Origin of the sequence: Cytobacillus sp. Hz8 (genome assembly GCF_042263505.1) — a bacterium.
In the GTDB taxonomy this organism is placed as follows: Bacteria; Bacillota; Bacilli; order Bacillales; family Cytobacillaceae; genus Bacillus_BE.
Window position 1 is genome coordinate 12,259 of record NZ_JBHKFI010000010.1, and the last position, 23,838, is coordinate 36,096.

At 36.6% G+C, this 23,838-nt stretch carries 24 protein-coding genes and 1 pseudogene; 14 read left to right on the top strand and 11 right to left on the bottom strand.

Translation table 11 applies throughout. From position 1 onward, the window contains the following. Positions 1 to 109: 109 nt before the first annotated feature. Positions 110 to 1,300, top strand: coding sequence for a glycine C-acetyltransferase (locus tag ACE38V_RS13235; protein WP_375841817.1), 1,191 nt, complete (start codon positions 110 to 112; stop codon positions 1,298 to 1,300). Between the two features lie 94 nt (positions 1,301 to 1,394). Then, positions 1,395 to 2,339: an NAD-dependent epimerase/dehydratase family protein gene (locus tag ACE38V_RS13240; protein WP_375841819.1), complete on the top strand. Its 945-nt coding sequence runs from the start codon at positions 1,395 to 1,397 to the stop codon at positions 2,337 to 2,339. A gap of 637 nt (positions 2,340 to 2,976) precedes the next feature. Here ACE38V_RS13240 and ACE38V_RS13245 read toward each other — a convergent pair. Then, positions 2,977 to 3,360, bottom strand: coding sequence for an Hsp20/alpha crystallin family protein (locus ACE38V_RS13245; protein ID WP_375841821.1), 384 nt, complete (start codon positions 3,358 to 3,360; stop codon positions 2,977 to 2,979). Between the two features lie 207 nt (positions 3,361 to 3,567). Further along, entirely contained in the window at positions 3,568 to 3,711 is a 144-nt protein-coding gene (locus tag ACE38V_RS13250; protein ID WP_375841823.1) for a small acid-soluble spore protein P, read from the bottom strand. A gap of 177 nt (positions 3,712 to 3,888) precedes the next feature. Between ACE38V_RS13250 and ACE38V_RS13255 the strand changes: the two genes are divergently transcribed. Continuing rightward, the gene (locus tag ACE38V_RS13255) at positions 3,889 to 4,152 is read left to right on the top strand and encodes a hypothetical protein (protein ID WP_375841825.1); all 264 of its coding nucleotides are present in this window, start codon (positions 3,889 to 3,891) and stop codon (positions 4,150 to 4,152) included. Between the two features lie 43 nt (positions 4,153 to 4,195). On the opposite strand, the gene sspO is transcribed toward ACE38V_RS13255, so the two are convergent. Then, entirely contained in the window at positions 4,196 to 4,345 is a 150-nt protein-coding gene (gene sspO / locus ACE38V_RS13260) for a small acid-soluble spore protein O (protein WP_375841827.1), read from the bottom strand. Positions 4,346 to 4,736: 391 nt separating this feature from the next. Here sspO and acnA point away from each other — a divergent pair, with 391 nt between their 5' ends. From acnA to ACE38V_RS13305, 9 genes and pseudogenes are all read left to right on the top strand, one after another. Then, positions 4,737 to 7,448 (top strand): aconitate hydratase AcnA, encoded by a 2,712-nt coding sequence (gene acnA / locus ACE38V_RS13265; protein ID WP_375841829.1) that lies wholly within the window; start codon positions 4,737 to 4,739, stop codon positions 7,446 to 7,448. 274 nt (positions 7,449 to 7,722) lie between these two features. Further along, the gene (mtnA, locus tag ACE38V_RS13270) at positions 7,723 to 8,781 is read left to right on the top strand and encodes an S-methyl-5-thioribose-1-phosphate isomerase (RefSeq protein WP_375841830.1); all 1,059 of its coding nucleotides are present in this window, start codon (positions 7,723 to 7,725) and stop codon (positions 8,779 to 8,781) included. 86 nt (positions 8,782 to 8,867) lie between these two features. Beyond that, positions 8,868 to 9,410: a peroxiredoxin family protein gene (locus ACE38V_RS13275; protein ID WP_375841831.1), complete on the top strand. Its 543-nt coding sequence runs from the start codon at positions 8,868 to 8,870 to the stop codon at positions 9,408 to 9,410. 208 nt (positions 9,411 to 9,618) lie between these two features. Next, complete coding sequence (locus ACE38V_RS13280; protein WP_375841833.1) at positions 9,619 to 9,747, top strand: FbpB family small basic protein; 129 nt, start codon at positions 9,619 to 9,621, stop codon at positions 9,745 to 9,747. A gap of 66 nt (positions 9,748 to 9,813) precedes the next feature. Further along, a complete protein-coding gene (locus ACE38V_RS13285; protein WP_375841834.1) occupies positions 9,814 to 9,957 on the top strand; it encodes an acid-soluble spore protein N in 144 nt (47 codons plus the stop codon). 176 nt (positions 9,958 to 10,133) lie between these two features. Continuing rightward, positions 10,134 to 10,378 (top strand): annotated as a pseudogene (gene tlp / locus ACE38V_RS13290) (small acid-soluble spore protein Tlp). Positions 10,379 to 10,535: 157 nt separating this feature from the next. Further along, entirely contained in the window at positions 10,536 to 12,872 is a 2,337-nt protein-coding gene (locus tag ACE38V_RS13295) for an AAA family ATPase (protein WP_375841835.1), read from the top strand. A 4-nt stretch (positions 12,873 to 12,876) separates the two neighbouring features. Further along, positions 12,877 to 13,308: an acyl-CoA thioesterase gene (locus ACE38V_RS13300; RefSeq protein WP_375841837.1), complete on the top strand. Its 432-nt coding sequence runs from the start codon at positions 12,877 to 12,879 to the stop codon at positions 13,306 to 13,308. A gap of 18 nt (positions 13,309 to 13,326) precedes the next feature. Then, the gene (locus tag ACE38V_RS13305) at positions 13,327 to 13,620 is read left to right on the top strand and encodes a hypothetical protein (RefSeq protein WP_375841839.1); all 294 of its coding nucleotides are present in this window, start codon (positions 13,327 to 13,329) and stop codon (positions 13,618 to 13,620) included. Between the two features lie 31 nt (positions 13,621 to 13,651). On the opposite strand, the gene ACE38V_RS13310 is transcribed toward ACE38V_RS13305, so the two are convergent. From ACE38V_RS13310 to ACE38V_RS13345, 8 genes are all read right to left on the bottom strand, one after another. After that, positions 13,652 to 13,942, bottom strand: coding sequence for a HesB/YadR/YfhF family protein (locus tag ACE38V_RS13310; RefSeq protein WP_375841840.1), 291 nt, complete (start codon positions 13,940 to 13,942; stop codon positions 13,652 to 13,654). A gap of 97 nt (positions 13,943 to 14,039) precedes the next feature. Next, positions 14,040 to 14,849, bottom strand: a complete 810-nt coding sequence (locus tag ACE38V_RS13315) for a CPBP family intramembrane glutamic endopeptidase (protein ID WP_375841841.1) — start codon at positions 14,847 to 14,849, stop codon at positions 14,040 to 14,042. A gap of 211 nt (positions 14,850 to 15,060) precedes the next feature. Then, positions 15,061 to 17,136: a methyl-accepting chemotaxis protein gene (locus tag ACE38V_RS13320; protein WP_375841843.1), complete on the bottom strand. Its 2,076-nt coding sequence runs from the start codon at positions 17,134 to 17,136 to the stop codon at positions 15,061 to 15,063. A gap of 191 nt (positions 17,137 to 17,327) precedes the next feature. After that, positions 17,328 to 18,482, bottom strand: coding sequence for a CapA family protein (locus ACE38V_RS13325; protein ID WP_375841844.1), 1,155 nt, complete (start codon positions 18,480 to 18,482; stop codon positions 17,328 to 17,330). Between the two features lie 285 nt (positions 18,483 to 18,767). Beyond that, entirely contained in the window at positions 18,768 to 18,962 is a 195-nt protein-coding gene (locus ACE38V_RS13330; RefSeq protein ID WP_375841846.1) for a hypothetical protein, read from the bottom strand. Between the two features lie 117 nt (positions 18,963 to 19,079). Continuing rightward, entirely contained in the window at positions 19,080 to 19,895 is an 816-nt protein-coding gene (locus ACE38V_RS13335; RefSeq protein ID WP_375841847.1) for a two-component system sensor histidine kinase NtrB, read from the bottom strand. A 236-nt stretch (positions 19,896 to 20,131) separates the two neighbouring features. After that, entirely contained in the window at positions 20,132 to 20,734 is a 603-nt protein-coding gene (gene plsY / locus ACE38V_RS13340) for a glycerol-3-phosphate 1-O-acyltransferase PlsY (RefSeq protein WP_375841849.1), read from the bottom strand. A 426-nt stretch (positions 20,735 to 21,160) separates the two neighbouring features. Continuing rightward, positions 21,161 to 21,325, bottom strand: coding sequence for a hypothetical protein (locus tag ACE38V_RS13345; protein WP_375841851.1), 165 nt, complete (start codon positions 21,323 to 21,325; stop codon positions 21,161 to 21,163). A 227-nt stretch (positions 21,326 to 21,552) separates the two neighbouring features. Between ACE38V_RS13345 and ACE38V_RS13350 the strand changes: the two genes are divergently transcribed. Together ACE38V_RS13350 and ACE38V_RS13355 are read left to right on the top strand one after the other, a co-directional pair. Then, positions 21,553 to 23,274 (top strand): glycosyl hydrolase family 18 protein, encoded by a 1,722-nt coding sequence (locus ACE38V_RS13350; RefSeq protein ID WP_375841852.1) that lies wholly within the window; start codon positions 21,553 to 21,555, stop codon positions 23,272 to 23,274. A 150-nt stretch (positions 23,275 to 23,424) separates the two neighbouring features. Next, positions 23,425 to 23,838, top strand: coding sequence for a CoA-binding protein (locus ACE38V_RS13355; protein ID WP_375841854.1), 414 nt, complete (start codon positions 23,425 to 23,427; stop codon positions 23,836 to 23,838).

Genomic DNA, 23,838 nt, shown 5'->3' on the forward strand with positions numbered 1-23,838 from the left:
AATTCTAGTAAACTCAGTTTAGTATAATTCTATAAAAAGGGGAAGAAATATCTGATAAACGGCGGGAATATTCAAATAAATCAAAAAGATAAATACGGAGGAATCCAATATGTCTAGTAAAGTCTTATCTCAGTATCTAAATGAACATTTAACAGCTTTAAAAACAAAAGGTTTATATAATGTCATTGATCCACTGGAGAGTCCGAATGGACCTGTAATTATGATTCAGGGAAAAACATTGATTAATCTTTCCTCTAATAATTATTTAGGATTAACAACCAATCAAAGTTTAAAAAAGGCAGCCATTACAGCAATAGAGCAATATGGAGTCGGGGCAGGAGCTGTCCGCACGATCAACGGAACTTTACAGCTTCATCTTCGATTAGAAGAGAAATTGGCAGCATTTAAGCATACGGAAGCGGCCATCGCCTATCAATCGGGATTAAATTGTAATATGGCAGCGATTTCAGCTGTGATGGATGAAAATGATGCGATATTATCGGACGAATTAAATCATGCATCGATTATTGATGGCTGTCGCCTCTCTAAAGCAAAAATCATTCGCTATCTCCATTCTGATATGGCTGATTTATGGGAAAAGGCAAAGGAAGCAACAAAGTCAGGTAAGTATAAAAAGGTTATGGTCATTACAGATGGGGTTTTTTCAATGGATGGGGATATCGCTAAGCTTCCTGACATCGTTCGGATTGCAGAGGAATTTGAATTGATTACGTATGTCGATGATGCTCACGGTTCGGGAGTACTAGGAAAAGGAGCAGGGACAGTCAAGCATTTTGGCCTTTCGGAAAAAATCGATTATCAAATTGGAACGTTATCCAAAGCCATTGGGGTGGTTGGAGGTTATGTGGCAGGGAGACAGGAGCTCATTGATTGGCTAAAGGTGAGAAGCCGGCCATTTTTATTTTCAACCGCTTTAACTCCGGGGGATGTGGCCGCATGCATCAAAGCAATTGAAATCTTAATGGAAAGTTCAGAGTTAAATGATCGTTTATGGGAAAACGCCCATTATTTAAAATCAGGATTAAAGGCACTAGGCTATAATACGGGGAAGAGTGAAACTCCTATTACTCCTTGTATCATCGGGGATGAAGTTGTGACACAGAGATTTAGCCATCGTTTAATGGAAGAAGGAGTTTATGCAAAGGCGATTGTGTTTCCAACGGTTCCAAAGGGAACGGGAAGAGTGCGTAATATGCCAACTGCAGCCCATAGTCAGGAAATGTTGAATGAGGCATTATCAATTTATGAAAAAGTAGGAAAAGAATTAAGGGTCATTTAGCCACTCCTCTTAATATCTATAAGTAAAACCAGTTTTATGGGGAGAGGATCGAATTGCGAAGAATCCTTTTTCACCTCTGGAGTGGGGGATGAAGATGAAAAAGATCATTATTACTGGTGCACTTGGACAAATAGGCTCTGAATTAACTATTAAGCTAAGAGAGTTATATGGGAATAACTTTGTTGTGGCAACCGATATTCGCAAATCTTCCTTGGAAGTGGAGCAATCGGGCCCATTTGAAATACTGGATGTGATGGACGGAAGGAGAATGTATGAATTAGCCAAAAAATATCAAGTGGATGTCATTATTCATCTCGCCTCCCTTTTATCCGCAACTGCCGAGGAAAATCCTTTATCTGCTTGGCAATTAAATATGGGAGGGTTATTAAATGCTCTGGAAACAGCTCGGGAGCTGCAAATCCAATTTTTTACTCCCAGCTCGATTGGAGCCTTTGGGCCGAACACCCCGAAAAGAAAGGCACCACAAGATACGATTCAACGACCAACCACGATGTACGGAATTAATAAGGTAGCAGGAGAATTATTATCGGATTATTATTTTTACAAATATGGGGTGGATACAAGAGGCTTGCGATTCCCTGGACTGATCTCCTATTTGATCCCTCCAGGTGGTGGAACTACAGACTATGCAGTTGAAATGTATGAGCAAGCAGTAAAAAAGGGCAAATATACTTGTTACATTGCAAAAGGCACCTATCTGGATATGATGTATATGCCAGATGCAATCCAGGCAATTATGGATTTAATGGAGGCAGATCCTTCAAAGCTGAAGCACCGGAATTCTTTTAACGTCAGTGCAATGAGTATTGAACCTGAAGATATAGCGAAAGAAATCCGCCGATATATACCCAATTTTGATTTGAAGTATGAGGTAGACTACACTCGTCAGCGAATTGCTGAAAGCTGGCCCGATTCGATTGACTCATTGGCGGCAAGAGAGGAATGGGGGTTTCAAACCAAGTATGATTTGGCAAAAATGACGAGGGAGATGCTTAGAAAGTTTGAAGGTGCAGTATAATTTTTGAATCAAGGAGTAAAGTCTTGGCGTTCAATCATAAATGGTTTAACGCCATTTTTGTTTATCCCACTCTTAACGGACAGTAAGACTCCCACTTCAAGATTCTGAGAATACGAAGAAGATAAGTGGGAGATCAACTGTCCGTAAAGGTCCGATTAGTTCAACTAACCATCAGTGGGGGATGAATAAAAACCCCCACTGATGGAAGTTTCACTTTATAAATTACCTGAAAATCTTGATAATGATTTGATAAAAAGGAAGCAAAATAAAAAAGTAGATGCCAACAATGTTATTGCAGCTTAGGCATTTATAAAATAAATCAATTTTATCGGAGGTGAGAGAATGAAAAATAAAAATCATCAATTTAAGAATCAAAATTCCCTACCGAAAAGAGATGTCGAATTTGCCGGAGAGAATGGACTTGAAAAAGTAGCATTAAGAGCGCAAAAAAAATCAAAATAAAAGCTTATAATCACCATAGATGTATTTTTTCAGGGGCATGATGAAGGATTTGTCCCTGAAAAAATAGGAAGGATTCTATAAGTGTACATAGGGTAAAGTTTATCATCAAATCTTTCTTTTATATGATAGTGGATTATTTTCATTTAAGTTACCATAATATTATTATGTTACCTACTTATTTATCAAAAATAACTTTCACAAACCGATTCTTGCATATCGGGAGCGTTTTCTTTTTAGAAATAGAAATTTCTAAAATTCCCTTGGAAAACGAGGCACTTACCACTTGTTTATTAATAAGAATTGGGAATTTCACACTTCTTGAGGTTGTTTTTCCTTGATGAATAACGGAGATAGATATTTGGCATTGATCTATATATATGGAAATGGATGTTAGTTCAAAATCGATTAATAGTGCTTCTAATATATACTCCTCAGCAGTTTCAAAAATATCAATACGGAACGTATAATGATCTAGAAAACTCGTTAATGGATCAAGAAAATAGCTTTCCAACCATTTTTCTAATGCAAGACTATCAAATGATTCTTCTTGATTAGACATCACAAAATGCCTCCAACTAAAATTCTCTCTTTTCAAAGATTCTGCACATATATATATGTATTCGGAGTTTTGTTAGATGTGAGGGTGAATTTGCCTTTCAAGTAAATTTGGGGAGCTGATTTTTTATATTAAGTAGAATAGAGAAAGCTGATTCCATTTTAAAATGGTCAGCTTTCATTTCAAAAATCTTGTCTGATTGATTTTTCATTACATATCATGATGTGAATTATGCTTTTGTCTTGTATGGTTGCGATTTTTTACCTTATGGGAGCCGCTTAATGGCTCAGGCTGCCCAGGGTTATTTCCTTTTGGAGCATTTTTACGCATATCCTTGCTGTCATTTTTATTCATAGCTACCCCTCCTTGGTCTTAGGATGGGAGAAATAAATGATTTTATTCGGAATATTTTTCTTCATCTCTGGACAATTTAACCTCACATAGAGAGTTATATGGTTCGCTGTAAATTTACTTTTACTTAAATTGCAAAATAAACGCCATATAGCATGATAAAATCAAGGAGTGGAATCTATGCCATATCATAAAAACAAGCAACAAGCATTTCAAGCAGCACAGCAGGGAGTGAATGATGCTCAAGAGCTTTATCATGAAATTGTTCGTGATAGTGCAAGTTATGGACATCAATTAAAGCATTTGCATAAAGAAGTAAATGAGGCTTATGAACAAATTGAAAATGCTCTAGAGGTCGCTTCTGAGCATCAACGTGCACAGCTTGTGCAATTTCAACAGGATTTACGTTCCATCGTTGATGAAGTTAACCAAACTATTGAATAAATGAATCAAGAAAAGCGGCTAACACATCATTAGCCGCTAAATTTTATTGGTTTTTCTTCTTTTTCTTGTTATTTTGTTTTTCACGAGCAGTTAATGGCTCATTAGCAAATTCTTCATTGTAGCCTGCCCCTTTTCCTTGCCCACTGGCAGCATTCATATTAGGAATAATATGACTTGCTTTTCGTTTTGCCACAATATCACCTCCATTCTCATTTTTTCTTTTATAGTTTTTTCCATAAAAAAAATATCATGTGCCTTTTTCTAAAAAATTACTTTTCAAACCTGATTTGGATTGTTTTCTAAAATAGTAACGGGTCCAATGAGGGGGAAAATTCTGTTGTAATATTGGGGAAAATGGATAATATTGACGTGGAAAATTCTGAGGTTATAAGAAAATAAGTCCTATAATCTATACCTTTGATAAGAAATACTTATAAAATTTAATAACTTTCTCGTTATTTACTTATATCACTCCATGTATTAAGATAGGAATTGAGAGAAAAGTTTGGATGGGGGAAAGATTCGAACTTTTCGACAAATTTTCTTATTTCGGTATATGATTACGTAATAGGGGGGTAATACGTATGTCAAACAACACAGACGTTTTTAATGCACGTAAATCCTTTGAACTTAACGGGAAACGCTATCATTTTTACAATTTAGCTGCTCTTGAAGAAGCTGGTATTGGTAAGATTTCTAGATTGCCATACTCTATCAAAGTTTTACTAGAGTCTGTTCTTCGTCAATTAGATGGTCGTGTCATTAAAAAAGAACATGTGGAAAATTTAGCAAAATGGGGTACGAATGAAGTAAAGGACGTGGATGTTCCATTTAAACCATCCCGCGTTATTCTTCAAGATTTCACTGGGGTTCCAGCAGTTGTTGATTTAGCTTCACTCAGGAAAGCGATGGCTGATATGGGTGGAAATCCTGACAAGATCAACCCAGAAAAACCAGTTGATTTAGTCATTGACCACTCTGTTCAAGTTGACAGATACGGTTCACAAGATGCATTAGCAGCTAATATGGATCTTGAATTTGAACGTAATGCAGAACGTTATCAATTCTTAAGCTGGGCTCAAAAAGCATTTAATAACTATCGCGCTGTTCCACCTGCAACAGGGATTGTTCACCAAGTTAACCTTGAATATTTAGCGAGTGTGGTTCATGCAGTTGAAACAGAAAACGGTGAATATGAAGCCTTCCCAGATTCTTTAGTGGGTACAGATTCACATACAACGATGATCAATGGTATTGGTGTTCTTGGTTGGGGTGTTGGAGGTATTGAAGCAGAAGCAGGGATGCTTGGTCAACCTTCTTATTTCCCTGTACCAGAAGTTGTTGGTGTTAAATTAACAGGGGAGCTACCAGATGGTGCAACAGCTACCGACCTTGCCTTAAAAGTTACACAAGTTTTACGACAACAAGGTGTTGTCGGCAAATTTGTTGAATTCTTTGGCCCTGGGGTTGCAACTCTACCATTAGCTGACCGTGCTACAGTAGCAAATATGGCTCCTGAATATGGCGCAACTTGTGGTTTCTTCCCGGTAGACGGTGAATCACTTGATTATTTACGCTTAACAGGACGTCCGGAAGAACATGTTCAAGTCGTAGAACAATATTGCAAAGAAAATGGACTATTCTTTGATCCAGCAATTGAACCAACTTATACAGCAGTTGTTGAAATCAATCTTGCAGATATTGAAGCAAATCTTTCTGGCCCTAAACGTCCACAAGATTTAATTCCATTGTCTCAAATGAAGCAAGAATTTAATAAAGCAATTACGGCTCCACAAGGAAACCAAGGCTTTGGTTTTGATGCTTCTGAAATTAATAAAGAAGCAACAGTGAAGTTCAATAACAGCGACACAGCTACCATGAAAACAGGTGCGATTGCGATCGCTTCTATTACAAGCTGTACCAATACATCTAACCCATATGTTTTAGTAGCAGCGGGTTTAGTAGCGAAAAAAGCTGTTGAACTTGGACTGCAAGTTCCTAAATATGTAAAAACTTCTCTTGCTCCAGGATCTAAGGTTGTTACTGGATATCTTCGTGATTCCGGCTTACTTCCTTATCTTGAACAAATTGGCTTTAATGTCGTTGGTTACGGCTGTACGACATGTATCGGAAACTCAGGTCCATTAAAAGAAGAAATTGAAAAAGCAGTCGCAGATAGTGATTTACTTGTGACTTCTGTGCTTTCTGGTAACCGTAACTTTGAAGGACGTATTCATCCATTGGTGAAAGCAAACTACTTGGCATCACCACCACTAGTTGTGTCTTACGCATTAGCTGGTACAGTGAATATTGATCTTCAAAATGATGCTATTGGTCAAGATAAAGATGGCAATGATGTCTTCTTTAAAGATATTTGGCCATCCAGTGCTAAGGTGAAGGAAGTCGTTCAACGCACCGTTACACCAGAATTATTCCGTAAAGAGTATGAAAATGTATTCAGTGATAACGCTCGTTGGAACCAAATTCAAACAAGCAATGATGCATTATATACATTTGATGAAAAATCAACTTATATTCAAAATCCACCATTCTTTGTAGGCTTAAAACCAGATCCAGATGTAGTAAAACCATTAACAGGGTTACGTGTCGTTGGAAAGTTTGGAGATTCTGTAACAACTGACCATATCTCACCTGCAGGTTCTATTGGTAAAGATACTCCAGCAGGAAAATATCTTCGCGAAAACGGTGTAGAAATCCGCGATTTTAACTCTTATGGTTCTCGTCGTGGAAATCATGAAGTCATGATGCGTGGAACTTTCGCAAATATCCGTATCCGCAACCAAATTGCACCAGGAACAGAAGGCGGCTTTACTACTTATTGGCCAACAGGTGAAGTGACTTCTATCTATGACGCTTGTATGAAGTATAAAGAAGATGGAACAGGACTTGTCGTATTGGCTGGTAAGGATTATGGTATGGGATCTTCTCGCGACTGGGCTGCAAAAGGTACAAACCTACTTGGAATCAAAACAGTTATCGCTGAAAGCTTTGAACGTATTCACCGTTCAAATCTAGTACTAATGGGTGTTCTTCCGCTTCAATTTAAAGATGGCGAAAATGCTGAAGTCCTAGGTTTAACTGGAAAAGAAATCATCGATGTTCAAGTGGGTGAAGATGTTAAACCACATGACCTACTAAAAGTAACAGCAACTGATGAAGCTGATAATAAGAAAGAATTCGAAGTCGTTGTTCGTTTCGATTCTGAAGTAGAAATCGATTACTATCGCCATGGTGGTATTTTACAAATGGTCTTACGTGAAAAATTACAAAAATAATTTTTTCATTAAAGGGGAAGCTGATTTTGATCAGCTTCTCTTTTTTTTTTTCAAGAAATTGAACCTAAGTAAACACCTAAGAATTTTATAGCAAAAATGCTTTTGTAATTTGTTAAAACCCCTAAAAAAATCTCCTCAAAAAATTCATTTAATGGAGTCCAGCATTTCAAAACTTCCTTATTAAGCAAAGATAAATTTGTATTTTCAGATAATTATTTTTATGATAAAATGAACTATTCTTTAAGAAGTAAAGACAAAAGGGGAGACATCAAGGATGGAGGAAACATTTATTCGATCAGTTAAATATGAAAATGAAGTATTAACAATTTTAGATCAGACAAAGCTACCGACGGTGACTGAGTTTCTTGAACTAACGAAAATAGAGGAAGTATGGGAGGCAATCAAACATTTAAAGGTTCGTGGTGCTCCTGCTATTGGAATTGCAGCTGCTTATGGGCTATTGTTAGGGATCAAAGACGCGCCTGAAGAGGATTTTGCCACCTTTTATCAACATTTTAAGGAAAAACAAGATTATTTAGCTACCTCACGCCCAACGGCGGTTAATCTATTTTGGGCGTTAAATAAAATGGAAGAACGGGTAAAAAAAGAACAGCATCAGTCGATTCTTTATATTAAGAACGCCCTTGAGGAGGAAGCTCATTTAATCCGCAATCAAGATGAAGAGGTTTGTCGTTCTATCGGTGAGCAGGCATTAACCTTATTAGAGGATGGAATGGGGGTACTAACACATTGTAATGCAGGGGGAATTGCTACAGCCAAATATGGAACTGCCCTTGCTCCCTTATATTTAGCAAAAGAAAAGGGGTGGAATATCAAAGTCTTTGCTGATGAAACCCGACCGTTATTACAAGGAGCAAGATTGACTACATGGGAATTAATGCAGGCTGGCATTGATGTTACGCTTATTGCTGATAACATGGCGGCCATGGTGATGCAAAAAGGATGGGTACAGGCTGTAATGGTTGGCTGTGACCGTGTCGCGGCTAATGGAGACGTGGCGAATAAGATTGGTACATATGGAGTTGCACTGCTTGCAAAAGCCCATCATATTCCGTTTTTTGTGGCTGCCCCAATGTCCACCATCGATCTACAAACGAAGACAGGAGAAGAAATTCCAATCGAGGAAAGAGGATCTGAGGAAATTACAAATAGTTTTGGGAAACAAACCGCCCCAAATGGAGTCAAAGTATTTAATCCGGCATTTGATGTCACGCCAAATAATTTAATTACGGCCATCATTACTGAGAGAGGGATAGTCAAAGGAAATTATCAAGAGGAGCTTTCAAAGTTATTTTCAAATTCTCACGTCTAAAAAAATTAAGCAGTATTTTATTTTGCACCTTTTTTAGGATAGAATAATGATGAAATGACTCGCTTACATGCGAAGGGGAGGGACCTATGCTAAAAAAAATCATCGCTGCTATCGTGTTTGTTGTCCTGACAACGGCTGTCATTGTTCATGCAATGAATAATGATTCTGTACAGCAAACGACAGAGTCACAGTCCCAAAATTCAGAAGATCATTTACCGGGATTAAAGGTTGGGGTTAAGGCACCCGATTTTGAATTAAAATCTCTTAATGGAGATACGGTGCGCTTATCGGATTACAAAGGGAAAAAGATTATTTTGAATTTCTGGGCGACATGGTGTCCACCATGCAAAAAAGAAATGCCGGAGATTGAGAAGTATTATAAAAAGGCAGGTCGAGATGTTATCATACTTGCCGTGAATATCGATCCCCAATATGATGTAGCTGGATTTGCAAAAAAATGGGATGTTCATTTTCCAATTTTGTTGGATGAAAAGGATGAAGTAAACAATAATTATCAAATCATGACCGTTCCAACTACATATTTTATTGATGAAAAAGGATTGATACAGAGTAAATACCTTACCTCTTTAACAGAGGAAAAAATCAAAATATTTGTTGATAATATGTAATTTAATTAGACTAAACAACCAACCGTTAGATGGATTGTTTAGTCTTTTTTTGTGTCAAAAAGAGAAATTTAATTTTAAGAAAATTGAAACATTTAAGAACTATTTTACGTAAATATAGAATGAATGAAATTTTCAAAAATTTGTAATAAATAGCAAAGTTTTAGGGCATAATTACAGTTAAAATAGGTTTTAAAGGAAGGTGATAACCATGAGAAAAGTGAGAAAGCGTTCCTTTTCTGAATTAGTTCAAGAAAATAAAAGCCAATTATTAAAGGATCAAGCGGCTTTAGATAGAATTGAAGAACGGCTTGAAAAACGATTGGGGAAAGCTGAATAACGAGGAAAAGCTTCCCAATTATGAAATCCCTTCTTTCGGAAATGATAAGTATTAGGAGGGGATAGGATGAGTAATCCAAAAAAGGACAGTAAACATTTTGTCCCGAGCCATATTGGGACAAAATCCCGATCATTCGGTGGAAATAAGGGAAAGCAAATGCAAGACCGTTCTGGTCAGCATCCCCAAGTGATTCAAACTAAAGGGGAGTAAGTTGATTCAACTCGTCGAAGCTTAATTTTGCTCGACGAGTCATTATTATCTTATTAGTTTACATAAAAATATTATAATAAACAAAATTATAATCAATCCCAGAACTTTCATTCATATTTTCTCTTGAAAATCGAAAAACTACCTTTGTATCACATCCTACTCAAAACAAGGAGGAAATGATTTTGACGAATAATCAAAAGCCAAAGCCGGATGATCGCAGCGATAACGTTGAAAAATTACAATCCATGATTCAAAATACGATTGAAAATATGGAAGAAGCGGAAGCCTGGAACTCGCAACAAATGAGGAACAACGGGCACAAATAGAGGCAAAGAATGAACGACGCCGTGAAAGCATTGAATCTTTTCGCTCCGAAATTAAAGACGAGGCGCAAACACAAAATAATGGAAATAATTTATAACACGTAAGAATACGGCTGACACAGAAGGAAATGATCTATAGGAAAACCTTCTTATGTCAGCTGTTTTCTTTCTAATGGGTCAAATCAGTTTTATATTTGCAGACATTTTAGTAAAATGATGTTAAACGAAATGAAAATACATAGAAGAGTGATAAATATGATACAACAAGAATTTCATCGACAAGAGATAGAGCATTCTATTCATATATGGGAGGAAGAAATTAAGGAAAAGGGATTTATTCATGATGAGACCTCTATACTGAAGGTTATCCGACTTATAAATGAACAAAGTGATGCAAAAGAAATGTCGACTCTTTTAACGCTTGCTGCCCTTTCAAGAATGGGAAAAATGAAGAAAAAAGACTCTCTCATTCATGTTTGGATGGAACAGGCGTTGCGATTAGATTCCAAAAATGAACGAGCTAGTCAATTTCTCGCCCAATTTCAATGGGAGAAAAAGAAGGATCTATTTCAGGAGCTTGAGTTCCCGATTCTCCGAGAAACGGATCAAGGCCCTGCAAAGAAAAAAATTGCAAAAGACATCATTTTAATTTGTCAACAATTTTTAGAGGCTGTTGAGGAAGAATATGATGAGTTGGAGCATGGAGCGGATTCGGCCAAAGCGTTTCATGAAGAAAAATTAGCTCTTAAATATCAAAACTTGCTTGGCTTGATAAATGCAGCGATTGAACAGGTTAGTGTAGTGCTTAAAACCGCCACGGATTATCATGACTCCATTTCAGGGATGTTTTATAATACTACCTATTTTCAAAATTTAAAATCCGATATAGCCAAAATTAAAGAACTAAAAGCACAATGGGAGTCTGATTTTGCTGTAGATCAGGAGAAAGAATCAAACATAACATTGGCACTAGCCGAATTAGATCAAATGATAGGTTTAGCTGATGTGAAAGCAAGAGTTCATCGTCATTACCAGTATCTCAAATATCAAAATAAAAGAAAATCACTTGGCTATAAAATGAAGGATGAGCTTAGCCTACATATGGTACTAACGGGAAATCCAGGTACGGGAAAAACTACACTTGCCCGATTATTTGCTAAAATATACTTTGAACTTGGTGTTTTACCAAGAGAGGACGTAATTGAAGTCGATCGCTCCCAGTTGGTTGGTTCTTTTGTTGGACAGACGGAGGAAAATGTACGGGCAGCTGTTTCGAAGGCTTTAGGTGGCGTTCTATTCATTGATGAAGCCTACAGCTTAAAAAGAGAAGGGCAATCGGGGAATGATTATGGTCAAGCGGCAATTGATACACTTGTTTCTCTTATGACAGGAGAAGAGTTTGGAGGGAAATTTGCGTGTATTTTAGCTGGATATCCAGAAGAAATGCGACAATTTCTTGATGCCAATCCAGGCCTAAGGAGTCGATTTCCCCAATCAAATTTCATTCAGTTAGCAGATTATAATACAAATGAGCTCATTGAGATTGCTAACCAAATGGCGCTTGAAAATGATTATTTTCTAACTGATGACGCAACAATTGAGCTAAAAACAAGGCTGGAGAAAGAAAGAGTGGATGATACCTTTGGAAATGCTAGGACCGTTAAAAATATCATTTTAGATGCGATTTTTCAAAAAGGGGCAAAGGAAAATCATCATTTATTGGATTATACTATCTTAGAACGAGAAGATTTTCTTTTACCTTTTCTGGAGGATTCAAGGATCTATTCAAGTTCGCTTCATGATCTGATTGGATTAAACGAAGTGAAGGAAGAGGTCGAAACGCTGTTGTCCTTTGTGAAAATGCAGCAGCTAAGAAGGGAAAAGGGACTCCCAGTTGTTCCAGTGCAATTACATTCTGTTTTCACAGGAAACCCAGGAACAGGAAAAACGACCGTTGCCAAAATATACGCTGAGCAATTAAAGGAATATGGGATTTTAAAGAGAGGCCACTTGCTCGTTGTAAGCAGGGCGGATTTAGTCGCAGGGTATGTGGGGCAATCAGCCATTAAGACGAAAAAGAAAATTCGTGAAGCACTTGGAGGCGTCCTCTTTATCGATGAAGCTTATTCCTTATTTAATCATTCTTCCAGTGATTTTGGAAAAGAGGTTGTTGATACACTAGTTGATGAAATGACTAAACATAATGAGAATTTGGTAGTGATTCTAGCTGGCTATCCAAATGAAATGGAGCGATTATTAGAAAGTAATCCAGGGTTAAAATCACGGTTTAAGAAATTTTTCTATTTTCAGGATTATTCTCCTGAAGAGCTACTTGAAATTATGGTTAAGTATGCAGTTAAATTTCAATATACCCTTAATGACGAGGCAAAATCCTACATTCTTGAGCGATTAACCCAAATAAAGTTGTCTGGAAATGGTCGATTCGCAACGAATGTAATCGATGAAGCGATTCAAATCCAGGCTGTTCGAGTTTTACAGAATGATTTACCATTAGAGATGGAAGAAACGGCAAATATGATTGTGAAGGAAGATATGATCATGGCAATCAATAAAAGGAGAAAAGGAGAATAAGACAATGCTAGTAGCTGTAACAGATATTCAAGTGAGATATGCAGAAACCGATCAGATGGGGGTTGTCTATCATGCCAATTATCTAGTTTGGATGGAATTAGGAAGAACAAAAATAATTGAAGAATTAGGCTTTAATTATGCAGAATTGGAGAAGGACGGCATTATCTCACCAGTGATTGATATCCAAGCGAGCTACAAAAAGCCTGTTCGTTATGGGGAAATGGCCAAAGTCAAGACGTGGATTGAAGAATATGATGGCTTAAGAGTGACCTATGCCTATGAAATATTTACGGAAGATGGCAGTATTGCCGTTGAAGGAAAATCCGTTCACATTTGCGTGAAAAAGGATTCATTTAGACCAATCAAGTTTAAACGGGTCTATCCAGAATGGCATGAGGCTTACGAGAAAAATAAAAAACAACCAATTGAAGCTTAAATTTTTGGGGTGAGGCTTGTGGCATTCGGAATTAAAAGAGAAGATATCGACATGTGGAAGGCTCAAATCGACCGGGGGGATATCGCCTTTTTAACCCACTATTGGCTTGATGAGCGGTTTCCTGCATGCAAAACGGTTACAAAGGTAGGCTGTAAGGATATTGAGAAGCTAAAGCGATGGGGTAAGCAATATGGCTTAAGGCCAGAATGGATTGATTACCGTAAGGATGGCTATTCGCATTTTGATTTATTAGGAGAAAAACAAGAAGAAATCTTGAAAAAAGAAGGCCTCACACATCATATTTGGAAATAAAAAGGGATGACATGTTGCCATCCCCTTTTTATTACTTATTAAAAGAAATTTCTGGTTCGCCTATTTTTGAATTAAAATCAATCATAATATCGTGTCCATCAAAATACCATAAATCCGCATCTTCAATATAAAAAATAACTCCATTAACACTCGTTTGCACACCCATATTATGGGGTGTTTCAGTAGAGATTCCAAGTGAAAAGCCTTGATGAACGGTACTATGCCCCCCATAACGGGCAAAAAAACGAACGTAATCCCCATTCTTTAAATCCAGTTCCTCAATATACCAGTTTGCAGCTTCTTCTGTTATATGTATGTTCATTGAAGTACCCCTTTCCTGTTGAAACAATATCATTATATAGGATTCCCCATTCAAATGCGAAAGATAAAATCGCGGTTCTATGAAAGATATGGTAATGCTAACTAATCCAAAAAGGAATTTTTCCACTTAAAATCATCAGCACATTAAAGAGAGAATGAGCGATGATGGCAGGGATCAAGCTACGTGATTTTACCGTTAAAAAGGAAAGAATTAGACCCTCGATAGAGAAAAGAAGGCAAGCGACAATGGAATATCCTAATGAAAGATGGGTCAGTCCATAGCCGAGACAAGAAAAAATCATCGCAGAACGCTGATCCATAATGGATGATAAACGTGTTAACAAAATTCCGCGCCACAAACCTTCTTCCAATAGAGAGTTAATGAATGATAATAGAAGCACCATCGAAAATCCATAGAGATGCAGAGGTTCAGACAAATGGAGCAAGAAAGGAAGAAAGCACATTCCTATTATAAAGATGATAATGAAATAAAAGAATAGAAAATGAATCTTTCTCGCTTGAAAAGGTAAAGAAATTGCTTGGTTCCAATTTGTTTTAAAGGGGAAAATGGATATAGGACGCTTGAATTTTAGCGATAGTCCACCAATCATGAGGATGGGAAAAAACAAAAGCAAGCGACTCCCAATGATTTCCCACTCACGTGTCCATTGTAAGTTAAGAATGAGTCGATCTCCATATAAAAAAATAAATTGGCTAAAGATGTAGGCAAGGATGGTCCAAGAAAATAATCGGTTCTCTTCTAAAAAAAACGCAACAGAGAGCAGAAGGATTAATAATAGAATAAATAAGATATTATAGGCTTGAATTTGAAATAGGTAAATCAAGATGATAAAAAGAAATGCTAGAATATAGGATAAACCACGAATCGAAATTGAATGTGAGCGCACGACATAACCCCCTTGAAAACATGCCTTATTGTGATTTTACCATGTTTTTCTTAGATTTTCGTGTGGATCAACTTACGAAGGAATGATTGATGGAGGGATCCTAGAAGATAGAGATAAAAATCCTATGAAATTTAATCCATCATAGAAAGAACATAAATGAAAGAAGTCTTGCTTTCGGGAATGAAAGCAAGACTTCTTTCAAAAGGATTTCCTATAATTGAAAATGTTTGATGGATTCATGAAGTTCAATGGATAATTTTCGTAAATTTTCGGTTATCGTATAGACTTGTTGAACGGCATGTCGTGATTCTTCATTGGTACTTGTCACTTCTTGAATACCAGCTGATGTTTGTTGGGAGATTGCCACTACACTTTCTACTGAGCTTGAAATTGATTGACTACTGGAAGATAACAGCTCACTTGCGGCAGCTATTTCTTCAATGTCATTTGCTAAATGATCGATGAAGTGAATGATATTGTTAAAGCTTTTTTCTGTTTCTTTTGTCATACATGCGCCTTCAAAGGCAGATTCTCTTCCTTCATCAATATTAATAAGTGCTTGTGATGAGTCATTTTGAATCTCCGCGATTAAATCCGCGATTTTTTCAACAGATTGGCTGCTTTGCTCTGCTAATTTTTTTACCTCTTGTGCAACAACGGCAAATCCCCGACCATGTTCTCCCGCTCTAGCTGCTTCAATCGAGGCATTCAAGGATAGGAGATTCGTTTCTTCCGCAATCGAGTAAATTAAGGTTGTGATGTCATTAATCGCTTGTAGCTTTTGATCCAGTTTTTTCATGATATTGGATGACTCGACCGATTGGTCCACAATCAATCCCATCCGGTCGTTTAAGCGTTCCATGGAGGATTGCCCCTCAGCTGTAATAGATTTTGTATTTTTACCATGCTTAGCAATTTTTTCGATATTTTCCGTCATGGAGTCGATTGAACGAACATTTGTATCGACATGGGATGAAATATTCACCATATCCTGCGCTAATTGCTCAGAACCGCTTGCTAATTCTCCCATGGCAGTAGATACGGTTTCTGTTACATTGGAGGATATTTCTGCCTGGGAATTTAATAATTTTGAATCTTTATCAACCTCATCAATTAAATGCGCTATTTTATGGGTCATATCTCTTAAGGACTCTACCATATGATTAACAGATTGAAATAATTGACCCATTTCATCTTTCGATTTGATTTCCATCTTTTTCGAAAGATCCCCATTTGCAACCTTATGTAAGAAGTCAGAAAGCATCTTGATTGGATTAATGAAATATTTTGCAAAAAAGATACTGATAATGATTGAAATTATCAATAAAATAAGAACAATTCCTACTTGAATAAAGTTTAACTTTGAAAGCATCGCAGAGGAGCTTTTTTCTGCCTTTGATATTTGATGATGCATGTTTTTTGAAATAGTGGAGGAGAAGGACTTTACTTCCTCCTGTGTAATGACGGAATAGACGATCCAGCCAGTTTCTTTTTCTGTTTCACCGATATAGGTCACCTTATTAATATCTAAAAAAACCTTTCCATCTTTTTTCCCTTGATAGATGGGAAGAGAAGAGATATTACTGTGCTTGTCTATGAGTTTATGGTCTTTATAGGATAGTAATTCTCCGTTTTGAGTTGTAATGATGATATAACCGCTTGTTCCAACTTTTGTGTCAGCAAATTTTTCTGTTATTTTATCAATGGAAAGGTTTACGGCAAGTGCGCCATAGAATGAATTCCCTTTGAACACAGGAGTGGTTATGGTGATCATATTTTTTCCATTTATATTTTGATAGGGCTGTGAAATTTGAAATGCGCCTTTTTTAAGCTTTTTTGCAGCGATAAACCATGAACTTTGGTTGGATGAATTTAATGCTTCCTTTTGAGAAACAGAGATATAGTTCTTGCCATTTGACGTAAAATAAATATTTTCAATCGCTGTGTTATTTCGAGCCATCTCTTTAAATAGGCTTTTTAGTGTAGCCGAGTTATTCGAATCTAAATTTTGGAAAGTTTGAATCGTCATCAATTCACTCTTGGTACGAGTCAGTAAATCTTCAATTTGGATGATGACATTTTCGGTGCCATGGTAGGTGAGTGTTCCAGCATAATGCTCCGAAAAACCGCTTACATCTCTCTGCACATCAGAAGAAAGACCTGAAGTCAATTCTTCGTTGTTACCTGAAATCGAATGGACGGAAAAGTAGGTAAATAGAGTATTCACAATGATAATCATGATCATTGTTGAAAGTACACCAACAATGATTTTTGCTTTAATAGACATGAAACATCCCCCTTAAACGTGAAACAACTCAAAAAATCTATCTTAATTCCTATTATAAAAGAACTAATGTGTTCAACCTATCCTACTTTTGACTATTGTCTTACAATTTGTTTAAATATGGGGAAAATAAAGAAAGCTTTCATAAAGGAAGACAAAGACTACATGAAAAAAGTCCATGTCTCTGTCTAGCCTTATTTTAAATGGTGAGTCATATGATTCATGATTTCGTTATATTTTTCTGAGGCATTCATCAGACCATATGGGCCCGCATTTTTCAATGGAACGACACGGTATTGATCATGACTATGGGACACATAAGTAGGAAGGAAGGTAGGAGAATTAAGTGAGATGATTTTCCCTTCCTGACTCACTTTCTTGGTTATTTGTACACTTGCCATCCCCCCAATATCTTTATAGTCTCGGTCTTGTCCTGAAAGAAAATTTCCAAGTGAGTAAACCACTAATGCTTTTCTTCCATCTTTCGCCTTTATCCATGCCATTGGTTGCAGGACATGAGGATGATGCCCAAAGATGATATCCACTCCTTGATTGACGAGAAAGGAAGCTAATTGTTTTTGTTCTTTATTGGGAAATCGTTGATATTCAATGCCCCAGTGCACACTCATGACAACGACATCCGCTTTCTTTTTTGCTCTTTGAATTTCTTCTTTCATCTTCGTTTTATCAATGAGATTAACTAAGAAATCCTTTCCTTTTGGAATGGGAATCCCATTTGTTCCATATGTATAAGAGAGATAAGCAATTTTGATTCCATTGCTTGAGAGAATTTGTAAGGTATCATGGCTCTTTTGACTGGTATAGGTCCCGACATGGGGGAGATTTAGTTTATTTAAATAGTTTATGGATGTGATAAGCCCTTTTTCCCCACGATCGAGCGCATGATTGTTGGCTGTTGAAACAATATCAACACCTGAATCAATAAGGGCATTTCCTACTTGTTGAGGGCTGTTAAAGCAGGGGTAACTGGATAACCCTAGTTTAACCCCTCCAAGAATCGTTTCTTGATTCGCCAAGAGAATATCCGGTTTTTTCAATGAAGATTGGATCATTTGAAACATGGGATGAAAGTCATAACTGGATTTTATTTTTGCATTTTCGTAGACTCTATCATGAATGAGAATATCGCCAATTGCGGCTAATGTAGTTTGCACATTAAGCCCTTTAGCGCGAATGGCGAGATGTTTTTCTGCTTGAAGTTGAGAGGGCTTTTCTGAGAGGGGCTCTGAAGCTTTGTTCTTGTACATATTAAACAACAAAAAAAACGACAGAAAAAATAGAATATGTGCAAGGATCATTCCTCCAAGTAGTAGCTTGTTATGCTTCATCTGCTTGCTTCTCCTCCCAATGATTCGATGAAACTAAGAAAATTAACTTAATATCGATTCTAGTTTAATCGATTTTTCTCTCTATTTTCTATTGTTTTTCGATATTTTCTATAAATCGACATGAATATTATTGAGGTCACTTCATTTTTCTTCATGTTTCACCATATTTTTGGCGAAAAAATGACAATTCCAGGATTCCTCAAATGAGTCATAAAAGGAAAAACCTAGAATTGTCCCAATAAAAAAATCTATAGTAGTTTTCAGAAAACACGAAGTTGAAAGAATCTAATATGAAGTTCGATCAAATTCTTCAAAAAAATAAATTAATTCGTCAAAATTTTTTATCACTTTTGTAGCCTCAGCATTATCCGAGCATTCAGAAGAATATTTGACATACTCAAGAAAAAATTCATATTCACCGGTTGTATTTAAATCTTTGGAAAACTCATATTGTTCATTATGCGGTTGGAGTTTCTTCATGTTGAAATCCACCATCCTTCAATTCTTTAAGTGAGTAATGTCTCAAGTATATCAATATAAATTCAGAATATTCAATATAAATATTTGACAATTTCTTGAACATTTGACCATAGTGTGTCACATTTCATCAGGATTATGAACGATTTTCTTATTTAATGGGAATTTCACTACCCATTCCGTATAATTTCCAAGAAAACTTGAAACCTTGATTTCTCCGTTGTGATTATGGATAATCTCCCTACTAATAAATAAGCCAATTCCAGTACCGTTTGTTTTGGTAGAAAAATAAGGGGTAAAGAGTTGATCCATCATGCTATTGGACATTCCGCAGCCATTGTCTTTGATATAAATTGCCACCCAAGGATTCTCTACCTTTGTGCGAATGAAAATGTTTCCTTGCTGATTTTGAAGCTTTTTTGCATGGATGGCTTCGAATGCATTTTTGATGAGATTGATGAAGACCTGTTTCAGTTGGTTTTGATTTCCTTCTATGTCAGGATTTCCATTGCATAGCTCGGTTGTAATAGAAATATTTTTCAAACTTGCCTCTCCTTCATATAGAATCAACAGATCTTGCACCAATGCATTGATTTGAATGCTTTGTTTTTCAACGCTGGAAGCTTTATTGATGTTTAACCAATGTTCGAGTAAGTTATTTGTCCGGTCAAGCTCATGAATGGCCATCGTCGTATATTGGTTTAATTTTGGGTCTTTCCATTGAAGTTTTATGAGTTGCAGGAGTCCTCTTATCGTTGTAAGGGGATTTTTGATTTCATGTAAGAAGCTGCTATCCGTGAGATTTTGATTTTTTGATTGTTTCTGTGAATCATAAGAAGGGGATGTCGAATCGTTGTAACATGGATGCTTCACTTGTTGAATCGCGGTTGACTCCTTGTAAGCCTGTAAAATATGTGTATTTTGGATTTTATTCATCCTAACCATCCTTTTAAATAGTCCAATTTTTATTCGTGAGAATCATGTCTAATTTATAAGTATGGCGAAGGAGGTCAGAATATGATTCATTTTGTAAGGAATAAAAAAAATATAAGTTGAACGGGGTAAGGATCTGCTGATATTAAAGGTTCCAAATAGCTAAAACTTCGATAGTTGATAAAAAGGTTAGACGCCTCAATGCCATAACCTGACTTGATTTGTCTAACCTTTAGAAATTATATCCATTTGACTTTTGGCTCGGTTTTATTTTTGATCCGTTTAATATTTTCTCGATGTCGATAAATGACGAAGGAGACAAGAACTGCTACGATGATAATGAGTAGCGGATCCCAGTGGTAAAAGGAATAAACAATGGAATAAATAATGGCAATGATACCAGCAATAATAGATGAAAGGGATACATATTTGGATATGTATAAGCTAATAAAAAAACCAACAACGATGATAACAAACATGAGCGGAGCATAAAATAATAGCATGCCACCAGATGTGGCAACAGCTTTTCCACCTCGAAAGTTTGCAAAAATCGGATAAGTATGACCAAGAACGGCAAAGAGCCCCGCAATTAATTGTAGAAACTGAAGGTTTGGAACAAATATCGCTGGTAAGGCAGCTGCTAATGTCCCCTTTAGAATATCAGCAAGGGTGACAACAATGCCGGCTTTAATTCCGAGCGTCCGAAAAGTATTAGTTCCCCCTAAATTCCCACTACCATGCTCACGAATATCTGTCCCATAAAATACTTTTCCAATAATGAGACCGGAGGGAATCGATCCGAGTAGGTAGGCTATTATAAGAATGATGGCTATCTTTAACATAAAAATTTCTCCTTAAAAAGATTGATACGCTCTACTATTTTACCATGATATTTGAAAAACACCACGTGGAAATTGTCTATCTCGCAATACTCAAGAAATAAATATCTCTTTCCTTTTCATTTTTACCAGAAAAAAAAGTCCACTACTTGAAAATAAGCTGAATTAAGAGTTGAAAATGGGCTAAGGATTTGAATTCGGTCCATTTCGGGTAATTGAATGAAAAAAGAAGAGATCGAAAATAATAGGCAAAAACTTGTAACTGAAAATGGTTGCGGGTTGCTCAGTTGCCTTTCAAGTAGAAGTGATTGAAAATGCAGGGAAACCAAAAAAGAATTGAAATCAAAATCTCACAAAGAAGCGTTCAAGTTTCCTTGAACGCTTGAATGGAATAGTAAAACATCATACTCCACAAATGGACAAATAGATTTACTCGTTTTCTGGATGATCGGTGAGACTTCGTTCATTCAAATAGGTATAGATATTCGTCGGATACTCATATGATTGCAGGCTCATTTCTTCTTCTAAAGTAAATCGATATCTTCTTGAATTTCTTGTGAAAAAATCCTTTTGGAAGCTCATTCTTTTTTTCACTGATCCATCTCCTCCTTTTTCTAGCACCCCATTACTTGGTCTATTATTCCTAAGCATTGAGATTCTATTCTCCAACCAATTATAAATTTTTGGAAATAGAGAGGGGGATAAATCTGATAGGTATGAGAGTTGTATTAAAGATCTTTGCATTCTGTCCCCTTAAGAATTCATTAATTCCTTTTCATTTTAAAGGGAATTCGTTAGGATAGATGTGGGGAGGAAAAGAAATGACGCGAATTGAAACTTACAAAAAGAAATCCTTCGGTACAAAGCCCATCATTGTAGGGCTCACATTTGCTTTATTCTTGATTATTTCAAGTATTCTCTTACTCTTATATCCTTTTGCTTCAAGGGAAAAGGAAGCTTATTTCTCTGGAGAGTACCCGATTCTATTTGAAGGTAGTCAGCAGGGGAATGCGATTGTGGTGGGGCAAAGTGTCTATGTGCCCATCAAATTTATGAAAAAATACTTGGATGATAGCATCACATATGATGAACAATCAAAATCGGTGATTATCACGACAAAGGATAAAGTTGTCCAAATGCCTTCCAAGTCCTTAACCTATTTTGTTAATCAAAAATCCGTTAAACTGCAGTTTCCGCCAATACAAGATAAGAATGGTGATAAATATGTAGCATTAGAGCCAATATTAGACTACTATCCTATCAAATATAAGGTTCTATCAAATTCAAAGGCCATTTGGATTCAAAAAGATGGAGATACTTTACAAACAGCTAGTGTCTTTGACAAAAAAATCAATAAAGAAAAACTACGTCTTCGGACTGAACCTGGGATTCGTTCTCCGTATACGGCTCAATTGAATAATAATGAGAAGCTTTTTATTGAAGGGAAAAAGGACAAATATTATTACGTTCGAAAGTCTTCTGGCGAGGCTGGGTTTATTCCCCAAGACTATATTAAACGTTTAAATAAGGAAAAAATTTCTGTTAAACATGTACAGCCAAAGGTACAATTGCAGAAAATTGAAACACCAATTCATTTAACGTGGGAAGCAGTTTATTCCAAGAATCCAGATACCGATAAACTTCCCAAAATGCCTGGTGTTAATGTGGTTTCACCAACCTGGTTTAAGCTCGAGAGTTCAGATGGATCAATCCAAAATCTTGGATCTATCGCTTATGTTCAATGGGCAAAAAAGCAAAATTACCACGTATGGGGGTTATTTTCTAATGCATTTGATCCCGAGCTTACCCATGAGGCATTTCTAAATTTTGAGACAAGACAAAACATGATTCGTCAGCTCCTTATCTACAGCAAAATGTATCATCTTGATGGAATTAATATTGATATTGAAAATGTCAATGAGGAAGATGGTTCCTTAGTTACGCAATTTGTGCGTGAGGCAACGCCGTATTTTCATAAGGCTGGTTTAAATGTCTCAATGGATATTACTTTCATGGCAAGTGGTTCTACCTGGTCTTCTTTTTATCAACGAGATAAACTAGCAAAGGCTGTTGATTATCTTATCGTCATGGCTTATGATGAGCACTGGGGTTCATCCCCTGTTGCAGGGAGTGTTGCCAGTTTTCCTTGGGTGGAAAATAACCTGAAAAATCTTCTTGAAGTTGTGCCGCATCAAAAATTAATTCTTGGAGTTCCGCTCTATACAAGACTTTGGGCGGAAAAGGATAATGGAGACGTCTCATCAAAGGCTTTATCAATGGAAGATGTGAAAAAGTGGTTGAAGAAAAAGAAAGTGAAGCCAACCTATGATGAAAAAAGCGGTCAAAATTATGCAGAATATTATTCTAAAAAAGAAAAAACAACATATAAAATATGGCTTGAGGATGAGTTTTCTTTAGCAAAACGAGCCGAACTCGCAGAAAAATATCATCTCGTTGGAGTTGCGAGCTGGTCCCGATTCTTTGGAGATGAAACAGCGTGGACAGCACTTGATTTCAATAACAAGCAGGTTTCGAAAAAATAATCATGGTAAAAATAGTCGAGAAGGTCCTCGACTATTTTTTTGACCAAAAAAAGATGCATAATATTGTACAATGAATAGAAAATAAAGGTAAAATAAGAAAAAGTTGTGCAAATTAAGTGGCAAAAAAATTTGGATAAGGAGAGTGGGAAAATGACAATTGAAAATCCAAGCAGAGATGAAATACGTGATATATTAAAAAAGGCAAAGAGAATAGCAGTGGTAGGACTTAGTGGTAATCCTGAGCGTACGAGTTATATGGTATCAAAGGCGATGCAGGATGCAGGATATGAAATCATTCCAGTGAATCCTACGATTGATGAAGTTCTAGGACAGAAAGCAGTTGCCTCCCTGAAGGATATCGAAGGACATGTCGATATTGTGGATGTATTCCGCCGCTCTGAGCAATTACTAGAGGTTGCAAAGGAATTTCTTGAAATCGATGCAGATGTTTTTTGGGCACAGCAAGGGCTTATTAACGAAGAAGCCTATAAGCTTCTAAAAGATAAGGGATATACAGTTATTATGGATCGCTGTATTAAAGTAGAGCACGCTTTGACAAAATAA